We start from the raw sequence: 17,178 nt of genomic DNA, 5'->3' as shown, positions 1-17,178 counted from the left end.
GGCGGTGTGAGCAGCACACCGCGACAGCGCAATCCGGTCGGCGGCCATGTCCCCGTGGCAGGGGGCCTGGCCGCCGTCGGCGTCTCCCATGCCGACGCGATCGGCGCGGAGGCCGTGCAGGTCTTCGTGGCCAACCCGCGCGGCTGGGCGACCCCGCCCGGCGACCCGGAACAGTCGGAGGCCTTCCGGGCCGCCTGCACGGAGCGCGGGATGCCCGCCTTCGTGCACGCCCCCTACCTGATCAACGTCGGCTCGCACACCGCGGAGACCGCCGCCGGGTCGGTGCGTTCACTGCGCCACTCGCTGCGCCGCGGCCGCGCGATCGGCGCCCGAGGGGTGGTGGTGCACACCGGCTCCGCGACCGGCGGCCGTCCCCGGCGGGTAGCCCTCGACCAGGTACGGGAGTTGATGCTCCCGCTGCTCGACGAGCTGACCCACGAGGACGACCCGTGGCTGCTGCTGGAGCCGACCGCGGGCCAGGGCGCCTCGCTCTGCTCCCGCATGGAGGAGCTGGCGGAGTACTTCGAGGTGCTGGAGCGGCATCCGCGGCTGGGCGTCTGCCTGGACACCTGCCACGTCTTCGCCGCCGGCCACGACCTGGCCGCACCGGGCGGGGTGAAGGAGACGCTGGACGCCCTGGAGGCCGCGGTCGGCCCGGGCCGGCTGCGACTGGTGCACGCGAACGACTCCCGGGACGTCGCGGGCGCCCGCAAGGACCGGCACGCGAACATCGGCCGTGGGCACATCGGCGAGGAGCCCTTCGCGGACCTGATGACCCACCCGGCGACGGAAGGGGTGCCGCTGGTGATCGAGACCCCCGGCCGCACGGAGGGGCACGCGGCGGACGTGGCCCTGCTGAAACGGCTCCGCGACGGGCCGGACTGAGCGGCGCGACCCGTCCGGCGGCAGGGCGGGCGGGCCCGGACGGTGCACGACCCCGGACCCCGGCCTACGGCTCGGGGCCGTCCCCCGGCTCCTCCTGGTAGGAGTAGCGCTGCTCCTGCCAGGGGTCGCCGATGTTGTGGTAACCGCGCTCCTCCCAGAAGCCCCGCCGGTCCGCGGTCATGTACTCCACGCCGCGCACCCACTTCGGCCCCTTCCAGGCGTACAGGTGCGGGACGATCAGGCGGACGGGGAAGCCGTGCTCGGCGGTGAGCAGCTCGCCCCCGCGGTGGGTGGCGAAGAGGGTGTGGCCGGCGGTGAAGTCGGACATCCGCAGGTTCGAGCTGAAGCCGTACTCGGCCCAGACCATGACATGGGTGGCCTCCGGCGCGGGCGGCGCCAGGTCCAGGACGGTGCGCGCCCGCACCCCGCCCCACTCGGCGTCCAGCATGCTGAACTTCGTCACGCAGTGCAGGTCGGCCACGACCGTCTCGTACGGAAGGGAGGTGAACTCCTCGTGGGACCAGCAGTGCTTCTCGCCGTCCGCGGTGGCGCCGAAGACGCGGAACTCCCAGCGCTCGGGCTTGAACTTCGGCACCGGCCCGTAGTGGGTGACCGGCCAGCCGCGCTGCAGCCGCTGACCGGGCGGGAGCCGCGCACCCTCCGCTCCTCGGCTGTCCGGCTGACCCATGGCTCCATGGTGACAGACTCCGGTGGACGGCCCGGACCGCACCCCCGGCGGGCCGGCTCCGGCACCCTCCCGGAGCAGTATTCGGGGCATTTGAGGTAAGCCTTTACTTACTGGACCCGCACGGCTTTCCGGTGCGAGGATGCGTGCGCACCTGGCCGATTCCCCTGGAAGGACCGCTGCGATGCAGGGCGACCCCGAGGTCATCGAATTCCTCAACGAGCAGCTCACCGCCGAGCTGACGGCGATCAACCAGTATTTCCTGCACGCCAAGATGCAGGAGAACTTCGGCTGGACGAAACTCGCCAAGTACACCCGCGCGGAATCCTTCGACGAGATGCGTCACGCGGAGCGGCTGACCGACCGCATTCTCTTTCTGGAGGGTCTGCCCAACTACCAGCGGCTGTTCCACGTCCGGGTCGGCCAGACGCTCACCGAGATGTTCCAGGCGGACCGGCAGATCGAGGTGGAGGCCATCGACCGGCTGCGCCGCGGCATCGAGGTGATGCGGAGCAAGGGCGACATCACCTCGGCGAACATCTTCGAGGACATCCTCGCCGACGAGGAGCACCACATCGACTACCTCGACACCCAGCTGGAGCTCGTCGGGAAGCTCGGCGAGGCGCTCTACATCGCGCAGCTCATCGAGCAGCCGGACTCCTGAGCCGCCCGTCCGCCGGCCGTGCGCCCCGGTGCGGAGACGCCGCACCGGGGCGCGGCCGTTGCCGCGGGCGGGTGCCCGGGGTCAGCCGAAGCCGGGACGGTCCCGGAAGACCGCCCAGATGACCAGCGCAGCCATCGCGATCACCACCACGGACCACACCGGGTAGTAGGGCAGCGACAGGAAGTTGGCCACGATGATCAGTGAGGCCATGAGGACGGCGAACGCCCGCGCCCAGATCGCGCCGCTGAACAGGCCGAGCCCGGCGAGCACGGTCACCGCGCCCAGGATCAGGTGGATCCAGCCCCAGCCGGTGACGTCGAACTCGAAGGTGTAGTCGGCCGAGCTGACGACGAGCTGGTCCTCTCCGAGGGCCGCGATGCCCCGGAAGACGTCGAGCACACCGGTGATGAGCATCATCACGCCGGCGAACGCGACGACTCCCCCGGCGAGGGCGGACGGCCCGCCTCGTGCTGTGGTGGTCATGATCGGATCTCCTCTCCGGCTCGTCGGGCCGGGGCTCCGGGACGCGGCGGATGCGGTGCGCAGCGGGCCGCTCCGGCGGCCGGACGCACCCGTCCGGGGTGCGACACGAGGCCGACCGGGTCGGTTCACCCGGTCCACAGCGTCATTGTCCGCCGCTCGGCGGGAACCTGCCATTCCCGGCGTGCACGCAGCAGGAGAGCCGAGGCGAGGAGGAGAGAAGGGGGAGGAAGCGTGGCCGTCAGGCGGCCGCCGTCACACCCGGGACGGCCGCGGGCACGGGGGGCACCGGCGCCGGGGCGGCCGCGGGCACCAGCGCGGGCTCGGCGCGGTCCGGGGACTCGCCCCGGGGGCAGGCGCCGCGGCCGAGGATGCCCTGGATGCGGCGTACGCAGGAGCCGCAGTCGGTGCCGGCCTTGCAGGCGGAGGCTATCTGGCGCGGGGTGCACGAGCCGGCGTCGGCGTGCTCGCGGACCTGCTGCTCCGTGATGCCGAAGCACGAGCAGACGTACACGCGATCCACCTCCGTCGCGGGGCCGGGCGAACCCGGAAGGCCAGTGAGGTAACCCTAACCTTACCCGGGGGGCGCCGTCCACCGGGTGCCCGGCCACGCCCCCGCACATGCCACGGGGCCCGCGTCCCGGAGGACGCGGGCCCCGTGCCGTACGGACGGCCCCGTGCCGCCCGTGGCGGAGACCACGGGCGGCGGGGTACGGGCTCACTGGTCCCGGTACATCTCCGCGACCAGGAAGGCCAGGTCGAGCGACTGGCTGCGGTTGAGCCGCGGGTCGCAGGCGGTCTCGTACCGCTGGTGCAGGTCGTCGACGAAGATCTCGTCCCCGCCGCCCACGCACTCGGTCACGTCGTCCCCGGTCAGCTCCACATGGATGCCGCCCGGGTGCGTGCCCAGGCCCTTGTGGACCTCGAAGAAGCCCTTGACCTCGTCCAGCACGTCGTCGAAGCGCCGGGTCTTGTGTCCGCTGGCAGCCTCGAAGGTGTTGCCGTGCATCGGGTCGCAGACCCAGGCCGGCCGGGCGCCCGAGGCGGAGACCTTCTCCACCAGCGTGGGCAGCCGGTCGCGGATGCGGTCCGCTCCCATCCGGGTGATGAAGGTCAGCCGGCCCGGCTCGCGCTCCGGGTCCAGCCGCTCGACGAGGGTCAGGGCCTCCTCCGGGGTGGTGGTCGGGCCCAGCTTCACCCCGATCGGGTTGCGGACGCGGGAGGCGAACTCGATGTGCGCCCCGTCGAGCTGGCGGGTCCGCTCCCCGATCCAGAGCATGTGGCCGGAGACGTCGTAGAGGCTGCCGCTCCGCGAGTCCGTACGGGTCAGCGCTCCCTCGTAGTCGAGCAGCAGCGCCTCGTGCGAGGAGTAGAACTCGACGGTCTTGAGCTCCTCCGGGTCCGTGCCGCAGGCGTGCATGAACTTCAGGGCCTGGTCGATCTCGCGTGCCAGCGCCTCGTAGCGCTGCCCCGAGGGGGAGTTGCGCACGAAGTCCTGGTTCCAGGCGTGCACCTGCCGCAGGTCGGCGTAGCCGCCGGTGGTGAAGGCACGCACGAGGTTCAGTGTGGAGGCGGAGGCGTGGTACATGCGCTTCAGCCGCTCCGGGTCGGGGCGGCGGGCCTCGGGGGTGAACTCGAAGCCGTTGACCGAGTCCCCGCGGTAGCTCGGGAGCGTCACGCCGTCCCGGGTCTCGGTGGGCTTGGAGCGCGGCTTGCTGTACTGCCCCGCGATACGCCCGACCTTGACCACCGGGACCGAGCCGGCGTAGGTCAGCACGGCGCCCATCTGGAGCAGCGTCTTCAGCTTGTTCCGGATGTGCTCGGCGGACACGGCGTCGAACGCCTCGGCGCAGTCACCGCCCTGCAGCAGGAACGCCTCGCCGCGGGCCACGGCGCCCATCCGCTCCTTGAGCTGATCGCACTCGCCCGCGAAGACGAGCGGCGGATAGGACTCGAGCTCGGCGACGGCGTCGCGCAGAGCCTCGGTGTCCGGCCACTCGGGCTGCTGCGCCGCGGGAAGATCTCGCCAGCTGGCGTCGGGGGTGCTGGTCTCAGCGTTCACGGTCACGCGTCCAGGTTACGGGGTCGTGCCCGGGTATCAGCCCGCTGCCCGCGAAGTGAGACGCGCCGCGCATACCACACCTGGCGTGCACGCCCGGCGCACGGAGCGGGTACCCCGCGCACGTGCCCGACCGGGCGCCCCCCACCCGCGGTGGAGGCGCGACGGTACGGCCGGCGCGCACCCGGCGTGGCCCGGCGGGGCCCGGCGGCCGTCAGCCCGCGTACAGCCCTTCGATCTCCTCGGCGAAGTCCTTCGCCACCACGTTGCGCTTGAGCTTGAGCGACGGGGTGAGATGGCCGGAGTCCTCGGTGAACTGGGTGTGCAGCACCCGGAACCTGCGTACCGACTCCGCCCGCGACACCGCCGCGTTCCCCTGGTCCACGGCGCGCTGGAGCTCCGCGTGCAACTCCTCGTCGGCCAGCAGCTCCCCGTGCGAGAGGCCCGCCTTGCCGTGCTCCTCGGCCCACCGCGGCAGGAACTCCTCGTCCACCGTGAGCAGCGCCCCCACGAAGGGGCGGCCGTCCCCGACCACCATGCACTCGGCGACCAGAGCGTGCCCGCGGATACGGTCCTCCAGGACCGCCGGGGCGACGTTCTTGCCCCCGGCCGTCACCAGGATCTCCTTCTTCCGCCCGGTGATGGTCAGATAGCCGTCGGCGTCCAGGGTGCCGAGGTCGCCGGTGTGGAACCACCCCTGCGCCAAGGCGTCCTCGGTGGCCTGCGGGTTGTTCCAGTAGCCGGTGAAGAGATGCTCGCCGTGGAGCATGACCTCGCCGTCGTCCGCGATACGGATGACCGAGCCGGGCAGCGGCTGCCCGACGGTGCCGATCTTCTGCCGGTCGGCCGGGTTGAAGGCGGTCGCCGCACAGGACTCGGTGAGCCCGTAGCCCTCCAGCACCGTGAAGCCGATGCCGCGGTAGAAGTGGCCCAGGCGCTCCCCGAGCGGGGCACCGCCGGAGATGGCGTGGGTGGCCCGGCCGCCCAGCACGGCGCGGAGCTTGCGGAAGACCAGCCGGTCGAAGAGGGCGTGGCGGAGCCGCAGCCCCCAGCCGGGGCCGCCCTCGTTCTCCATGGCACGGCTGTAGGCGACCGCGGTGGCCACGGCCCGGTCGAAGATCCTCCCCTTGCCGCCGGCCTGCGCCTGGGCACGCGCGGAGTTGTAGACCTTCTCGAACACCCGCGGCACGCCCAGCACCATGGTCGGCCGGAAGGAGGCCAGCTCGTCGGTGAGCGTCCGGACGTCGGCGACATGCCCCAGCTTGACCGGCGCCATCACCGCCGCCACCTGCACCAGCCGCCCGAGGACGTGGGCGACCGGCAGGAAGAGCAGCACGGAGGACTCGCCGGTGCGGAAGAGCGGCGCCAGCCGCTCCACCACGTTGCCGCACTCGGCGAAGAAGCTGCGGTGCGTCAGCACGCACCCCTTGGGCCGGCCGGTGGTGCCGGAGGTGTAGACGATGGTCGCCGGGGAGTCGGCGGTGGCCGATGAACTCGCCTCGTCCAGCGCGGCCTCGGTGATCTCCGCCCCGGCCGCGGACAGCTCGGCCACCGCGCCGGCCCCGTCCGCCCCGGGCTCGATCCGCCACACGTGCGCGAGCTCCGGCAGCCGGTCCCGTACGGAGTCCACGGCTTCCCGGTGCGCCGCGGTCTCCACCAGGCAGCCGACGGCCCCGGAGTCGCCGAGGATCCAGGCGATCTGCTCCGGGGAACTGGTCTCGTAGACCGGCACGGTGATCCCGCCGGCGCTCCAGATCGCGAAGTCGAACAGCGTCCACTCGTAGCGGGTGCGGGACATCAGCCCGACCCGGTCGCCGGGCCGCACGCCCGCGGCGATCAGCCCCTTGGCGGCGGCGCGCACCTCCGCCAGGAACGCGGCGGCGGTCAGGTCCTCCCAGCGGCCGTCGCGCTTGCGCGCCACGACGGCGACGTCGGGGTGCTGCGCGGCGTTGCGGCGGACGAGATCCGTCAGATTGCCGTCCGCGGGGACCTCGTACAGGGCCGGAAGGCTGAACTCGCGCAATGGTGCTCCTCGTCGGCGCCGGGACGGGGGCCGTGGGGAAGCCTCCGTTGGCTGAATCCAGGATCCCGGGGGATCTTGGCGGTCTGACGGCCCGGACGTTACCCACTGGTAAAGGTGCCGGGATAGGGGGGACGGCCAGATGTTCCCTGCGTCACACGGGCCGAGTTCCGCCCGGCAGGTCCGGCCCCAGGAAGGGTAAGCGACCCGGTGCGTGACTGCCCAGTTCCGCACGGTGCGCACGCCGCGTGCGCGCCGAGCGCACCACCCCGCACCACCGGTCCGGCCACCCGTGCGCCGGGCGGCCTTAGGGTGTGGCCATGCGAGTCCACGTGGTGAGCGACGTGCACGGCAACAGCGAGGACCTCGCGACGGCGGGGGACGGCGCGGACGCGCTGGTGTGCCTGGGCGACCTGATCCTCTTCCTCGACTACGCCGACCACTCGCGCGGCATCTTCCCCGACCTCTTCGGGGCGGAGAACGCCACCCGCCTCGTCGAACTGCGCACCGCGCGCCGGTTCGCCGAGGCACGCGAGCTGTCCGCGCGGCTGTGGGCGGGCCTGGACCGCCGGGCGGCCACCGAGGAGGCGGTACGCCGGCAGTACGCGGAGCTCTTCGCCGCCTTCCCCTCCCCCACGTACGCGACCTACGGCAACGTCGACATGCCGCCGCTGTGGCCCGAGTACGCGCACCCGGGGACCACCGTGCTGGACGGGGAGACCACCGAGATCGGCGGGCTCCGCTTCGGCTTCGTGGGCGGCGGCCTGCCCAGCCCGATGCGCACCCCGTACGAGATCCCCGAGGAGACGTACGCCGCGAAGGTCGCCGCCCTCGGCGAGATCGACGTGCTCTGCTCGCACATCCCGCCCGCCGTCCCGGAACTCTGCTACGACACCGTCGCCCGCCGCTTCGAGCGGGGCAGCACGGCGCTGCTGGAGGCCATCCGTCAGGCACGGCCCCGCTACCACCTCTTCGGCCACGTCCACCAGCCGCTGCAACGCCGGATGCGGCTGGGCCGCACCGAATGCGTGAACGTCGGCCACTTCAACCACACCGGCACCCCCTGGGTCCTGGAGTGGTGACGGCCCGACCGCACGGTAACCTGCCCCCGCAGGCGGCAGGGCCGCACGGACCCGGCGGAGCAAGCGGAGGAGCCACGGCGATGGCGGAACACACCAGCTCGAGCATCACCATCGACGCCGCCCCCGGCGCGGTGATGGGGGTGATCTCCGACTTCGCCCGCTACCCGGAGTGGACCGGCGAGGTGAAGGAGGCCGAGGTGCTCTCCACCGACGTCGAGGGCCGCGCCGAGCGGGTGCGGCTGCTGCTGGACGCCGGAGCGATCAAGGACGAGCACACGTTGTCCTACGAGTGGGCAGGCCCGCACGAGGTGCGCTGGTCCCTGGTGTCCTCCCAGATGCTGCGCGCCCTGGACGGCTCCTACCGGCTCTCCCCGCTGGGGGACGGCACCCGCACCGAGGTGACGTACCGGCTGACGGTGGACGTCAAGATCCCGATGCTGGGCATGATCAAGCGCAAGGCGGAGAAGGTCATCATCGACCGGGCGCTGGACGGGCTGAAGAAGCGTGTCGAGTCCGTCGCCGACGGGACCGCCGGAGACGGCGGGCAGGGCGGAGGCGGCTCCCCGAAAGGCGGCGGGGAGTGAGATGACGGCCGACGGGCCGGCGCCGGCCGGCCGGGCCGGCGGACACGGCGGGCGCCCGCACACGGTGCTGGTGACCGGCGCGGGCGGCGCGGGGCGCACCACGGTCGCCGCGGCGAGCGCGCTGGCGGCGGCCCGCGCCGGACAGCGGGTGCTGCTGCTCACCACCGAGGACCCCGGCGTGCCGGAGGCCCTGCTGGACCTGCCGCCCGCGGAGACCCGCGGCAGCGGTCCCGCCGCCACAGCGGCGGCCCCCTCCGGGCCGCGCCCGGTTGCGGTCGGGGCGGTGCCGGGGCTGTGGGCGGCCCGCACGGCACCGGACGACAGCTTCCGGGAGCTCACCGCGGGCCTGCTGCGGCGGGCGCGTGCCGCGCTGGAGCTGGTGGGCACCGAGCCGCTGGACGAGGACGAGATCACCGCGCTGCCCGGCGCGGAGGCCCTGGCCCTGCTCCGGGCGCTACGTGCGGCGCACGCCTCCGGCGGACCGGGCGCCGGCGGCGCGGCGAGTCCGTACGGACCGTGGGACACCGTGGTGGTCGACCTGCCGCCCGCCCCGCAGGCCCTGCGGCTGCTCGCGCTGCCCGAGCAGCTCGGCCGCACGCTGCGCCGGCTGCTGCCGCCCGAGAAGCAGGCCGCCCGCGCCCTGCACCCGCTGCTGGCCCAGCTCGCCGGGGTGCCGATGCCGGCACCCCGGGTGTACGAGACGGCGGACCGGTGGCGGCGCGAACTGGCCGCCACCCGGGCGGTACTGGAGTCCCCCGGCACCTCGGTGCGGCTGGTCGCCGAACCGGGGCCGCTCGCGGCGGACCCCCTTGGCACCGCACGGGCAGCGCTGGCGCTGCACGGCGTACGCCTCGGGGCGCTGGTGGCGAACCGGGTGCTGCCCGCGGACTCCCCGGACCCCTGGCTCGCGGGACTTGCGGAGCAGCAGCGGGCCGCACTCAAGGAGTTCCGGGAGCTGTGCGCACCGGGCTGCCCGGGGGACCCGCCGGCCCTGTGCGAGCTCCCCCACCTGGGCCGTGCCCCGCTCGGCGTGGCCGCGCTGGCGGAGCTGGCGGCCCCGCTGCCGGTACCGGGTGACGGCACGGAGCCGTCCGCGACCGCGGCGCCCTCCGACAGGGGCGGGGCGGACGGCGCGCCGTCCGCAGGACGGCTGGAGGACCGGCTGACCGCCGAGGGACAGCTTCACTGGGTGCTGCCGCTGCCCGGGGCCCGCCGGGAACTGCTCGACCTGGTGCGGCGCGGGGACGACCTGCTCGTCTCCGTCGGGCCGCACCGGCGGCTGCTGTCGCTGCCCGCCGCGCTGCGCCGGTGCCGGGTGGCCGGGGCGGCGCTGCGGGACGGCGAGCTGCGGGTGCGGTTCACGCCCGACCCCGCGCTGTGGCCCCGGAGTGCCCGGCCGTTCGGGTAACGTCGGAGGAGAGGTCTTGTCTCCCGCGCGTGGTCAGCTTTCCGTACACCCGCGTTCCCGATACCCGCGTTCCCGCCTTCCCGCCGTAGGAGCCCGCCATGAGCGATGCCGCCGAGCGCCCCGCAGCCGAGCCCGACGCCGACGCCTGGGCCGCGGCCGTCGAGGAGGATCTCGCCGCCGAGCAGGCCCGGCGCCGCGCGGAGCACGGGCCGCAGCAGCTCAGCGCCGCGGAGGAGCTGCGCAAGCTCGCCGACGCGGTGTCGTCCCGGGTCGCGGAGCTGGGCCGGCCGCTCGGCGGCGCGGCCGGGCAGTTCGCCGTGCAGGGCGTCGCCCAGCAGTTCCTCGCCCAGGCCCGTGCGGTCGTCGAGCCGGTCGTCGAGCGCAACCCGCAGGTCTTCGACCACCTGGCCACCGCGGGCAGCGAACTGCTCGCCGCCTACCGCTCCGCCGTGCAGGGCCAGGAACGGCGCTGGGCGGCCACGCTGCGCCCGGAGGACGCGGTCCGGGAGGAGGGAGTCCCCGAGGACGCGGTCCGGGACGAGCCGGACCACCCGGGCGGCCGCACGGGCCGTACGGACGGTGCGGGCCGCGGCACGGACGCCGGCGACGGACGGGGCGACGACGACCCCGGCCCGGGGCCGGAGCGCATCGACCTCGACTGACCCGCCGGGCGGGGCGGAACGGATTGTGCCGGGCGTCCCACGGTGCGTGTGCAGGCGGGCGCCGGTGTGACGGATGCCTCCGGTACCCTCTCCGCAGCGGGGTTCGACGGAACAACTGAGGGACATATGGGACTCACCATCGGCGTCGACATCGGCGGTACCAAGATCGCGGCTGGCGTGGTCGACGAGGAGGGCACGATCCTCGAGACGTGCAAGGTGCCGACCCCGCCCACCGCCGAAGGCGTCGTCGACGCCATCGCCGACGCTGTCCGGACGGTCAGCGCGGAGCAGCCGGTGGAGGCGGTCGGCATCGGGGCCGCCGGCTATGTCGACGACAAACGCGCCACCGTGCTCTTCGCCCCGAACATCGCCTGGCGCCACGAGGCGCTCAAGGACAAGGTCGAGCAGCGCGTCGGCCTCCCCGTGGTGGTGGAGAACGACGCCAACGCCGCCGCCTGGGGCGAGTACCGCTTCGGCGCGGGCCAGGGCCACGACGACGTCGTCTGCATCACACTGGGGACCGGGCTGGGCGGCGGCATCGTGATCGGCGGCCGGCTGCACCGCGGACGCTTCGGCGTGGCGGCCGAGTTCGGGCACATCCGGGTGGTGCCGGACGGGCTGCTGTGCGGCTGCGGCAGCCAGGGCTGCTGGGAGCAGTACGCCTCCGGCCGGGCCCTGGTCCGGTACGCGCAGCAGCGGGCCGCGGCCACCCCGGAGAACGCCGAGATCCTGCTCGGGCTGGGCGACGGCACCGCAGCCGGGATCGAGGGCCGGCACATCAGCCAGGCGGCACGCGCCGGCGACCCGGTCGCCGTCGACGCCTTCCGGGAGCTGGCCCGCTGGGCCGGGGCCGGCCTGGCCGACCTGGCCTCGCTCTTCGACCCGTCGGCCTTCATCGTGGGCGGCGGCGTCTCGGACGAGGGAGACCTGGTCCTGGACCCGATCCGCAAGTCCTTCCGGCGCTGGCTGGTCGGCGGGAAGTGGCGGCCGCACGCCCAGGTGCTCGCCGCCCAACTCGGCGGCGAGGCGGGGCTGGTGGGCGCGGCCGACCTGGCACGCCAGGGCTGATCCGGCGCGGGCGCGCCCGCGCCGGGCAGGGCGCCCCGCGGTGCACCGGCGGGCGGTGCCGCACACGGGCGGAGTCGCGCGGGACGTCGTACGCTTCCGCCCATGACTCCTGCGGTGCTCACCGACCTCCCCGCATCGCGGACCGAGCCGGACGGCTCCGCGGTGATCCGCCTGCTCAGCTACAACGTCCGCTCCCTGCGGGACGACACGGGGGCGCTGGCCCGGGTGATCCGGGCCTGCGCCCCCGACGTCGTCTGCGTGCAGGAGGCACCCCGCTTCTTCCGCTGGCGCAAGCACGCCGCACGGCTCGCGCGCCTGTCGGGCCTGACCTGTGTGACGGGCGGCGCGACCGCCGCCGGGCCGATGATCCTGGCCTCGCTGCGGGCGTATGTGGAGGACACCGCGGACGTACTGCTCCCGCTCACTCCGGGGCTGCACCGACGGGGCTTCGCCACCGCCCTGCTCCGCTTCGGGCCCTCCGCGCGCCTGTCCGTGGTGAGCTGCCATCTCAGCCTCCGGGCGGACGAGCGCCATGCGCAGGCAGGGATGTTGCTGGAGCGGCTGCACCATCCGCGCACGCCGTACGCGGTGGCCGCGGGAGACCTCAACGAGGGACCACGCGGACGGTCCTTCCGCCGCCTGACCGCGGAGCTGCAGGACGCCTGGGCGGTGCGGCCGTGGGGGGCGGAGCACACCTCCACCCCGGCGGACCCGCACCAGCGCATCGACGCGGTGCTCGCCTCGGACGGCGTCGAGGTGCTGGGGTGCGGGGTGCCGCGCGGGCTGCCCGGGGTGAACGACCGGGACCTGCTGGCGGCGACGGATCATCTGCCGGTGCTGGCGGCCCTGCGCGTCCCGCCGCGCTAGGGGCCGCGCTTCGCGCGGGGCCCCTGTCTCCCTCGCGCCCGGCGCACCGTCCCGCCGGGACGGGCGCGGCGCCCCGACGGCCTCAGCGGGACCGCCGGACCCGGCCGGTGAGGGTGCGCGCGCTCGCTGAGGACGGAGGAGCCGCTCCCGCGGCACGCGCGCGCGGCGCCGGGCGCCTCGTCCGCCAGCGGGGTGAGCAGCTCCCGGACGGCCGCCGGGTACCGCCGGACCCGGCCGGCGACGGTGCGCGCCGCCGCGGCGGAACAGAGCCCGCTCGCGCAGCGCCCGCTGGCAGCGGGCGCGCCGCCGGACGGCCGCGGACGCCCCCACGGCACAGGAGCCCGGCGGGCGGACCCGCCCCGTCGCCGCGGGCCCTAACGGAGGCCCAGGCAGGGGAGCCAGGCGCGGTCGGCGCCGTGCCGCGCGGTGAGCAGGGCGCTCAGCGCTCCCGGCGCACCGCCCAGCAGCCCGTCCGACATCCCGGCGGGCGGTGTGCCGAGCACCCGCTTCGCCGTCAGGCGCTCCTCCAGGTGTCCAGTGAGCCGGTCGGCGAGGGCGGTGGCGGCCGGCAGCCCGGCGTGCCGGCGGAAGGCGTCCGCCACCGCGAGCACGCCCCCGGCGCCGTGGCAGAGCCCCAGCAGGTCGTCGGGGCGGTCCCCGAAGAGGTGGAAGTCCTCGTCGTACCGTTCGGCGAGGGTGCCGAACGCGGCCGCGGCCCGTTCGGCGGCCGCGGCGTCGCCGAGGGCGTCGGCCGCGTCCCAGAGGGCCCAGGGCACACCCGGGTTGCCGTAGCACCATGCCTGCCGGGCCTGTGCGCCGGCCGGCGGGGGCGTGCCGTCCAGCCCGGCGCCGGGCCAGCTCCGCACGCCGCGGGCGTCGTCGTACGCCTGGCCGGCCAGCCAGCGCGTGGCACGGCGCAGCGCGGCCGTGAGTTCCGGCTCCGGGCCGGATGCGGGTGCGGTGTGCCGTACGGCGGCGGTGAGCGCCGCGGCCAGCCCGGCCACGCCGTGCCCCATGCCGGTGTTGATCCGGCCCTGCAGCCAGGCGAGTTGCGGATGGCCGGCGTACCGGCCGGCCCGCAGGCGGGGCAGGTCGTCGCGGTCGCACAGGGCGACCAGATGGTGGGTGAACGGCCGCAGCAGAACCGCGGCGGGCCGGTCGCCGGCGCACAGCGCGAGCAGGGTGCCGGCGGGGCCGAGGACGAGGTCGTAGTCGGCGAAGCCGACCCGGTCCCGGCGCCGGTCGCGGGTGGCCGTGGCGGTGAGCCGGTCACGCAGCCGGTCGGCGGCGGTGTGCAGCACCGGGTGGAGCCCGGCGCCGAGCCGCAGCCCGGCGAGGGTGCCGGCGAGCCCGCCGTCGTACAGCCCGGGGTGCCCGCGCCCGTGCCCGGCCGTACGCGCCCAGACGGCGACCGCGCGCGCCGCCGTCTCCTCCGCCCCGGGCGCGCCGCTGCGGGCGACGAGCCGGGCGAGCACCGGGACGCCCGGGTCTCCGGGGGCGGCGGGGCGGCGGCCGGGGGCGGCCGACCACCGCTGCAGGAAGCGTACGGCGAGGTCATGGGCCGGTCCGTGTACGGCGGCGGGGCGGGGGCCGGTGGCGGGGCGGGGGCCGGGGGCGGGTGCCGTCCCGGTCGTGGTGGTGCCGGTGTGATCGGTGGTGCCCGGGTCGAGCGGCATGGGGGCTCCTCGTCGGCGTCCGCGCGGGGAGCCGTCCGGAGGTCCGGACGGCTCCGTGGGGTCACGGGCCCGCCCGGGGGTCCCGGGCGGGCCCTGGCTTCAGCTGCAGACGATGACCGTGCAGACGACCACCGTGCACAGCCCGCTGCAGGCGGCCGTGACGGCCTCCGGCGTGGGCAGCTCGCTGTCGGTGATGCGCTCGTCGAGGTCGTCGATCAGCGCGTCGAGGTCGGTGAGTTCCATGGTCGCGGGCATCTTCGTGTTCCCTTCTCTCCGTGGGTGAGGGCCGCCCCGGCGGCCCGTCCGGCGGCTGCGGACGGGCCGTCGGGGACGTCTGCGGGGACCTGCTCCGGGCCGGCGCACAGCGTCCGTGCGGCGGCCTCCGCGAAGTCCTCGGCACCGCGGTCGTGCGGCAGCCGCAGCAGGAGCTGCGCCGCGACAGCGGCTCCGTGGTGCAGCGGGTCCCGGAGCAGGAGGTCTCCGGGGGCGGGGAGCATCTCCTCGACCAGCAGGTCGTCACCGGCCTGCCGGGCGCAGAGCCGCTCCACGAGGTGCAGGGCGGTGAGCGAGGCGAGGTCCGCCGGCACCGGCTTGCCGCCCGAGGAGGTCCGGAGGAAGGCGTACCGGGGCAGCCCTGCGGAGTGGCGCAGCAGCGCCAGGGTGCGCGCCCGCTCCGGCAGCGGGTCGCCGGGCCGCCAGAGGGCGCCGCGGGGCACCCGCCAGGTGGCGGGGCTGAGCACCAGCGCGCCACCGGCGGCGGTGATGCGCGGCAGGCGGGGCGATCCGGGCAGCGCGGTGTCCGGCCGGTCGAGCCGGAGCATCCAGGAGGCGGCCGGGTGCCCGGCGGCCAGCAGTGCCCGCACCAGCAGGTCGTACGGCGGGACGGGGGTACGGGTGGCGTGGTGGACGGGGACGATGCGGCGCCCGTCGGCCTCGGCGAGGAGCCGTCCGCCGGGGCCGCGGCGGACGGTGATCCGGTCCAGCGGCAGGTAGCGCGGCCGCGGCCCGTGCGGACCGTAGTACGGGGTGGGGTCCGGGTCCCCGGTCCACCAGCCGGTGGTGACGGGCCGGCGGACGGCGTTGGCCGCGCGTTCGGCGAGCGGCGGCACCAGCAGTTCCACGAAGCGCACCCCGGTGCGGCGCTCCACGGCGGCGAGAAAGGCGCGGTAGGCGTCGGCGTTCGGGTAGGCGCCGTGCAGGGTGGCCAGCCCGTCGGCGAACCGGGCGTCCAGCATCCCGGCGGAGGAGGCGGATTCCAGTACGGCCACCGGTCCGGGGCCCGGCAGCGGTCGCAGCAGGCAGTCGAGCGGCCAGTCCGGCAGCGACGCGGCGGCGGGCGGGGCGCCGAGGGAGTCCAGCAGCGCGTCGTCGAGGTCGGTCTCCGCCGCGCCGGAGGCGTCGGCGAGGCGGGCCAGCAGCCGCCCGTAACCGGAGTCGCGGCACCGGGCGGCGGGCCAGCCGGGGTACGCCTGGTGGGCCGCGACCGGCGGCGGCCCGCCGGTCCCGGACTGCCAGCGGGCGAGCAGTTCGCTGACGGGCCGGGGTTCCCCGGTGAGCTGGTCGAGCCCGGGCGGGGACGCGGGCCGGTGCGTGCCGTGCGCGCCCTCCCGGGTGTCGGCGGCACGCAGCGCGGCGATACGTGCGGCGACGCGCAGGCCGTGTGCCACCCGGTCCGCGGCGGCGGCCGGCACCGGGGCGTCGAGGCGGCGGTAGGAGTCGAGGAACCATCCGGCGCCACCGGCCGGGCGGGGTCCGGTGCCCCTCTCCCCCTCCGCCGCGGGCTCCGGCCCGGGGCCGGGCAGGGTGCCGTGCCGGGCCGCTTCCACGGCGGAGGTCCACGGGGTGTGGTGCCGCCGGGGGGCGGTGCACACCTGGAGCACACCGCGCTCCAGCAGGTGCTGGAGGAAGCCGCGCAGCACTCCGGGGGCGGGGCCGGTGGGGTGCACGGCCGCGGCGCCGCCCGCCAGTGCGGCCTCCAGGCCGCCCAGCGTGACCGGCCCGTCGGCCAGCAGGGCCAGCACCGTCTCGAGAGCACGGGTGCGGCGGAGGACGACCTGCCGGAGGCGCCCCGGCTGCTGCGGGTCGACCACGTAGCAGCGCAGCCGTCCGGTGCCGTCGCCCGGAGCGGCGGGCGGCTCGGTGAAGTGCAGGGGCGCCGGGGCGAGCAGGGTGTCCGGGCCGGCGGTGCGCAGGTCCGGCGGTGTGTGGCGGGCGCGCGCCAGATGAACGTTCTCCGTGCGGCCGGCGGCGAGCGCCCCCAGGACGGTCCCGGGTGCGAGCAGCCGGTCCCCGGCCGGGCCGGCGGCGGTTTCCGGGGCGCCGGCGGCGAGCCGGGCCGTGGCCGTCTGGCCGGCCCACCCGCGGGGCGTGGTCTTGGCCGCGATCCGCCCCAGGACGCGCCAGAGATAGGCGCCGCGCTTGCGCAACTGCTTGCCGTCCCAGGTGCCGCCGGCCGCCAGCCGGCGCCCGGCGTCCGCGACGACCTCGGGGGCGGTGGCGGCCAGGAACTCCCGCAGGACCGGACGGGAGCACGCCAGGCCCCAGGCGTGGGCTCCGAGCCGGAGCTGTTCCGCCGTCACGGCCTGGTCCAGGGCGGCGCGTTCGGCGGCGGCCGTTTCGGTCTCGTGCGCCAGGTCGCGTACGGCTGCGGCGAGTCGGGGAGGCACGGCGGGCGAGGCGTCGAGGATCCGGCAGTCGTCGGGCCCGGGGACTCCGCCGCCGTGCAGCCGCCGGCGGAGGGCCAGCACGGCGCGGCGGTCGTCCCCGGCCAGCCGCGGGTGCGGCACCACGGTGCGGCCCAGCCGGTCGGCGAGTTCGCGGGCGCGGGCGGTACGGGCCGCGGCGGCGTGCTCGTACCGGACGAACCGCTCGGCCGGCCCCGGGTCGGCGGCGCCGGCCCAGTCGGCGCAGGGCAGCCCCGCGACCCGCAGCAGCACCGTGCCGCCGAGGGGCGGGTCGTGCGGCGCCGGTGCGGCGGGCCCGGGAGTCTGCCGCGAGGTCGGTGCGGACGGGTGCTCCGCTTCCGGGCGGCCGCCCAT

Annotated in this window: 16 protein-coding genes; 8 read left to right on the top strand and 8 right to left on the bottom strand. The window is 75.8% G+C overall.

Going from position 1 to position 17,178, the window contains the following annotated elements:
* Positions 1-6: 6 nt before the first annotated feature.
* Entirely contained in the window at positions 7-885 is an 879-nt protein-coding gene (locus HOY81_RS07895) for a deoxyribonuclease IV (RefSeq protein WP_237319513.1), read from the top strand.
* A gap of 64 nt (positions 886-949) precedes the next feature.
* Here HOY81_RS07895 and HOY81_RS07890 read toward each other — a convergent pair whose 3' ends face one another.
* Positions 950-1,573, bottom strand: coding sequence for a sulfite oxidase-like oxidoreductase (locus HOY81_RS07890; RefSeq protein WP_237319512.1), 624 nt, complete (start codon positions 1,571-1,573; stop codon positions 950-952).
* Positions 1,574-1,754: 181 nt separating this feature from the next.
* Between HOY81_RS07890 and bfr the strand changes: the two genes are divergently transcribed.
* Positions 1,755-2,234 carry a bacterioferritin gene (bfr, locus tag HOY81_RS07885; protein ID WP_237319511.1) on the top strand — a complete coding sequence of 160 codons (480 nt, stop codon included), beginning with the start codon at positions 1,755-1,757 and terminating at the stop codon, positions 2,232-2,234.
* 81 nt (positions 2,235-2,315) lie between these two features.
* Here bfr and HOY81_RS07880 read toward each other — a convergent pair whose 3' ends face one another.
* From HOY81_RS07880 to HOY81_RS07865, 4 genes are all read right to left on the bottom strand, one after another.
* Positions 2,316-2,717: a hypothetical protein gene (locus HOY81_RS07880; protein ID WP_237319510.1), complete on the bottom strand. Its 402-nt coding sequence runs from the start codon at positions 2,715-2,717 to the stop codon at positions 2,316-2,318.
* Positions 2,718-2,955: 238 nt separating this feature from the next.
* A complete protein-coding gene (locus HOY81_RS07875) occupies positions 2,956-3,228 on the bottom strand; it encodes a bacterioferritin-associated ferredoxin (protein ID WP_237319509.1) in 273 nt (90 codons plus the stop codon).
* Positions 3,229-3,432: 204 nt separating this feature from the next.
* On the bottom strand, positions 3,433-4,782 hold the full coding sequence (locus tag HOY81_RS07870; protein ID WP_237319508.1) for a class II 3-deoxy-7-phosphoheptulonate synthase: 1,350 nt from the start codon (positions 4,780-4,782) through the stop codon (positions 3,433-3,435).
* A gap of 205 nt (positions 4,783-4,987) precedes the next feature.
* The gene (locus tag HOY81_RS07865) at positions 4,988-6,796 is read right to left on the bottom strand and encodes a long-chain fatty acid--CoA ligase (protein WP_237319507.1); all 1,809 of its coding nucleotides are present in this window, start codon (positions 6,794-6,796) and stop codon (positions 4,988-4,990) included.
* Positions 6,797-7,113: 317 nt separating this feature from the next.
* Between HOY81_RS07865 and HOY81_RS07860 the strand changes: the two genes are divergently transcribed.
* From HOY81_RS07860 to HOY81_RS07835, 6 genes are all read left to right on the top strand, one after another.
* Entirely contained in the window at positions 7,114-7,875 is a 762-nt protein-coding gene (locus tag HOY81_RS07860; RefSeq protein ID WP_237319506.1) for a metallophosphoesterase, read from the top strand.
* Between the two features lie 80 nt (positions 7,876-7,955).
* Positions 7,956-8,459 carry an SRPBCC family protein gene (locus tag HOY81_RS07855; protein ID WP_237319505.1) on the top strand — a complete coding sequence of 168 codons (504 nt, stop codon included), beginning with the start codon at positions 7,956-7,958 and terminating at the stop codon, positions 8,457-8,459.
* A 1-nt stretch (position 8,460) separates the two neighbouring features.
* Positions 8,461-9,867 (top strand): ArsA family ATPase, encoded by a 1,407-nt coding sequence (locus HOY81_RS07850; protein WP_237319504.1) that lies wholly within the window; start codon positions 8,461-8,463, stop codon positions 9,865-9,867.
* A 98-nt stretch (positions 9,868-9,965) separates the two neighbouring features.
* Complete coding sequence (locus HOY81_RS07845; RefSeq protein ID WP_237319503.1) at positions 9,966-10,529, top strand: DUF5304 domain-containing protein; 564 nt, start codon at positions 9,966-9,968, stop codon at positions 10,527-10,529.
* A 126-nt stretch (positions 10,530-10,655) separates the two neighbouring features.
* The gene (locus HOY81_RS07840; RefSeq protein ID WP_237319502.1) at positions 10,656-11,597 is read left to right on the top strand and encodes an ROK family glucokinase; all 942 of its coding nucleotides are present in this window, start codon (positions 10,656-10,658) and stop codon (positions 11,595-11,597) included.
* A gap of 102 nt (positions 11,598-11,699) precedes the next feature.
* Positions 11,700-12,464: an endonuclease/exonuclease/phosphatase family protein gene (locus tag HOY81_RS07835; protein ID WP_237319501.1), complete on the top strand. Its 765-nt coding sequence runs from the start codon at positions 11,700-11,702 to the stop codon at positions 12,462-12,464.
* A gap of 374 nt (positions 12,465-12,838) precedes the next feature.
* Here the strand turns inward: HOY81_RS07835 and HOY81_RS07830 are convergent, their stop codons facing one another.
* The 3 genes from HOY81_RS07830 to HOY81_RS07820 form a co-directional block, all read right to left on the bottom strand.
* On the bottom strand, positions 12,839-14,140 hold the full coding sequence (locus tag HOY81_RS07830) for a lanthionine synthetase LanC family protein (protein ID WP_237319500.1): 1,302 nt from the start codon (positions 14,138-14,140) through the stop codon (positions 12,839-12,841).
* A gap of 99 nt (positions 14,141-14,239) precedes the next feature.
* Entirely contained in the window at positions 14,240-14,383 is a 144-nt protein-coding gene (locus tag HOY81_RS07825; protein ID WP_237319499.1) for a hypothetical protein, read from the bottom strand.
* Positions 14,356-17,178: a lantibiotic dehydratase gene (locus tag HOY81_RS07820; protein WP_237319498.1), complete on the bottom strand. Its 2,823-nt coding sequence runs from the start codon at positions 17,176-17,178 to the stop codon at positions 14,356-14,358. The genes HOY81_RS07825 and HOY81_RS07820 overlap by 28 nt, the downstream gene beginning before the upstream one ends.

This window comes from Streptomyces sp. JJ36, assembly GCF_021696945.1.
Classification (GTDB): domain Bacteria; phylum Actinomycetota; class Actinomycetes; order Streptomycetales; family Streptomycetaceae; genus Streptomyces.
Note: the sequence above shows the minus strand (reverse complement) of the source record. Positions and strands in the feature narration are given on the sequence as shown.

Bases quoted from the DNA above. Each gene is read 5' to 3' on its own strand.
- HOY81_RS07835 (WP_237319501.1), top strand. From the start codon at position 11,700: ATGACTCCTGCGGTGCTCACCGACCTCCCCGCATCGCGGACCGAGCCG.
- HOY81_RS07825 (WP_237319499.1), bottom strand. From the start codon at position 14,383: ATGGAACTCACCGACCTCGACGCGCTGATCGACGACCTCGACGAGCGC.
- HOY81_RS07840 (WP_237319502.1), top strand. From the start codon at position 10,656: ATGGGACTCACCATCGGCGTCGACATCGGCGGTACCAAGATCGCGGCT.
- HOY81_RS07850 (WP_237319504.1), top strand. From the start codon at position 8,461: ATGACGGCCGACGGGCCGGCGCCGGCCGGCCGGGCCGGCGGACACGGC.
- bfr (WP_237319511.1), top strand. From the start codon at position 1,755: ATGCAGGGCGACCCCGAGGTCATCGAATTCCTCAACGAGCAGCTCACC.
- HOY81_RS07880 (WP_237319510.1), bottom strand. From the start codon at position 2,717: ATGACCACCACAGCACGAGGCGGGCCGTCCGCCCTCGCCGGGGGAGTC.
- HOY81_RS07820 (WP_237319498.1), bottom strand. From the start codon at position 17,178: ATGGGCGGCCGCCCGGAAGCGGAGCACCCGTCCGCACCGACCTCGCGG.
- HOY81_RS07860 (WP_237319506.1), top strand. From the start codon at position 7,114: ATGCGAGTCCACGTGGTGAGCGACGTGCACGGCAACAGCGAGGACCTC.
- HOY81_RS07830 (WP_237319500.1), bottom strand. From the start codon at position 14,140: ATGCCGCTCGACCCGGGCACCACCGATCACACCGGCACCACCACGACC.
- HOY81_RS07890 (WP_237319512.1), bottom strand. From the start codon at position 1,573: ATGGGTCAGCCGGACAGCCGAGGAGCGGAGGGTGCGCGGCTCCCGCCC.
- HOY81_RS07855 (WP_237319505.1), top strand. From the start codon at position 7,956: ATGGCGGAACACACCAGCTCGAGCATCACCATCGACGCCGCCCCCGGC.
- HOY81_RS07845 (WP_237319503.1), top strand. From the start codon at position 9,966: ATGAGCGATGCCGCCGAGCGCCCCGCAGCCGAGCCCGACGCCGACGCC.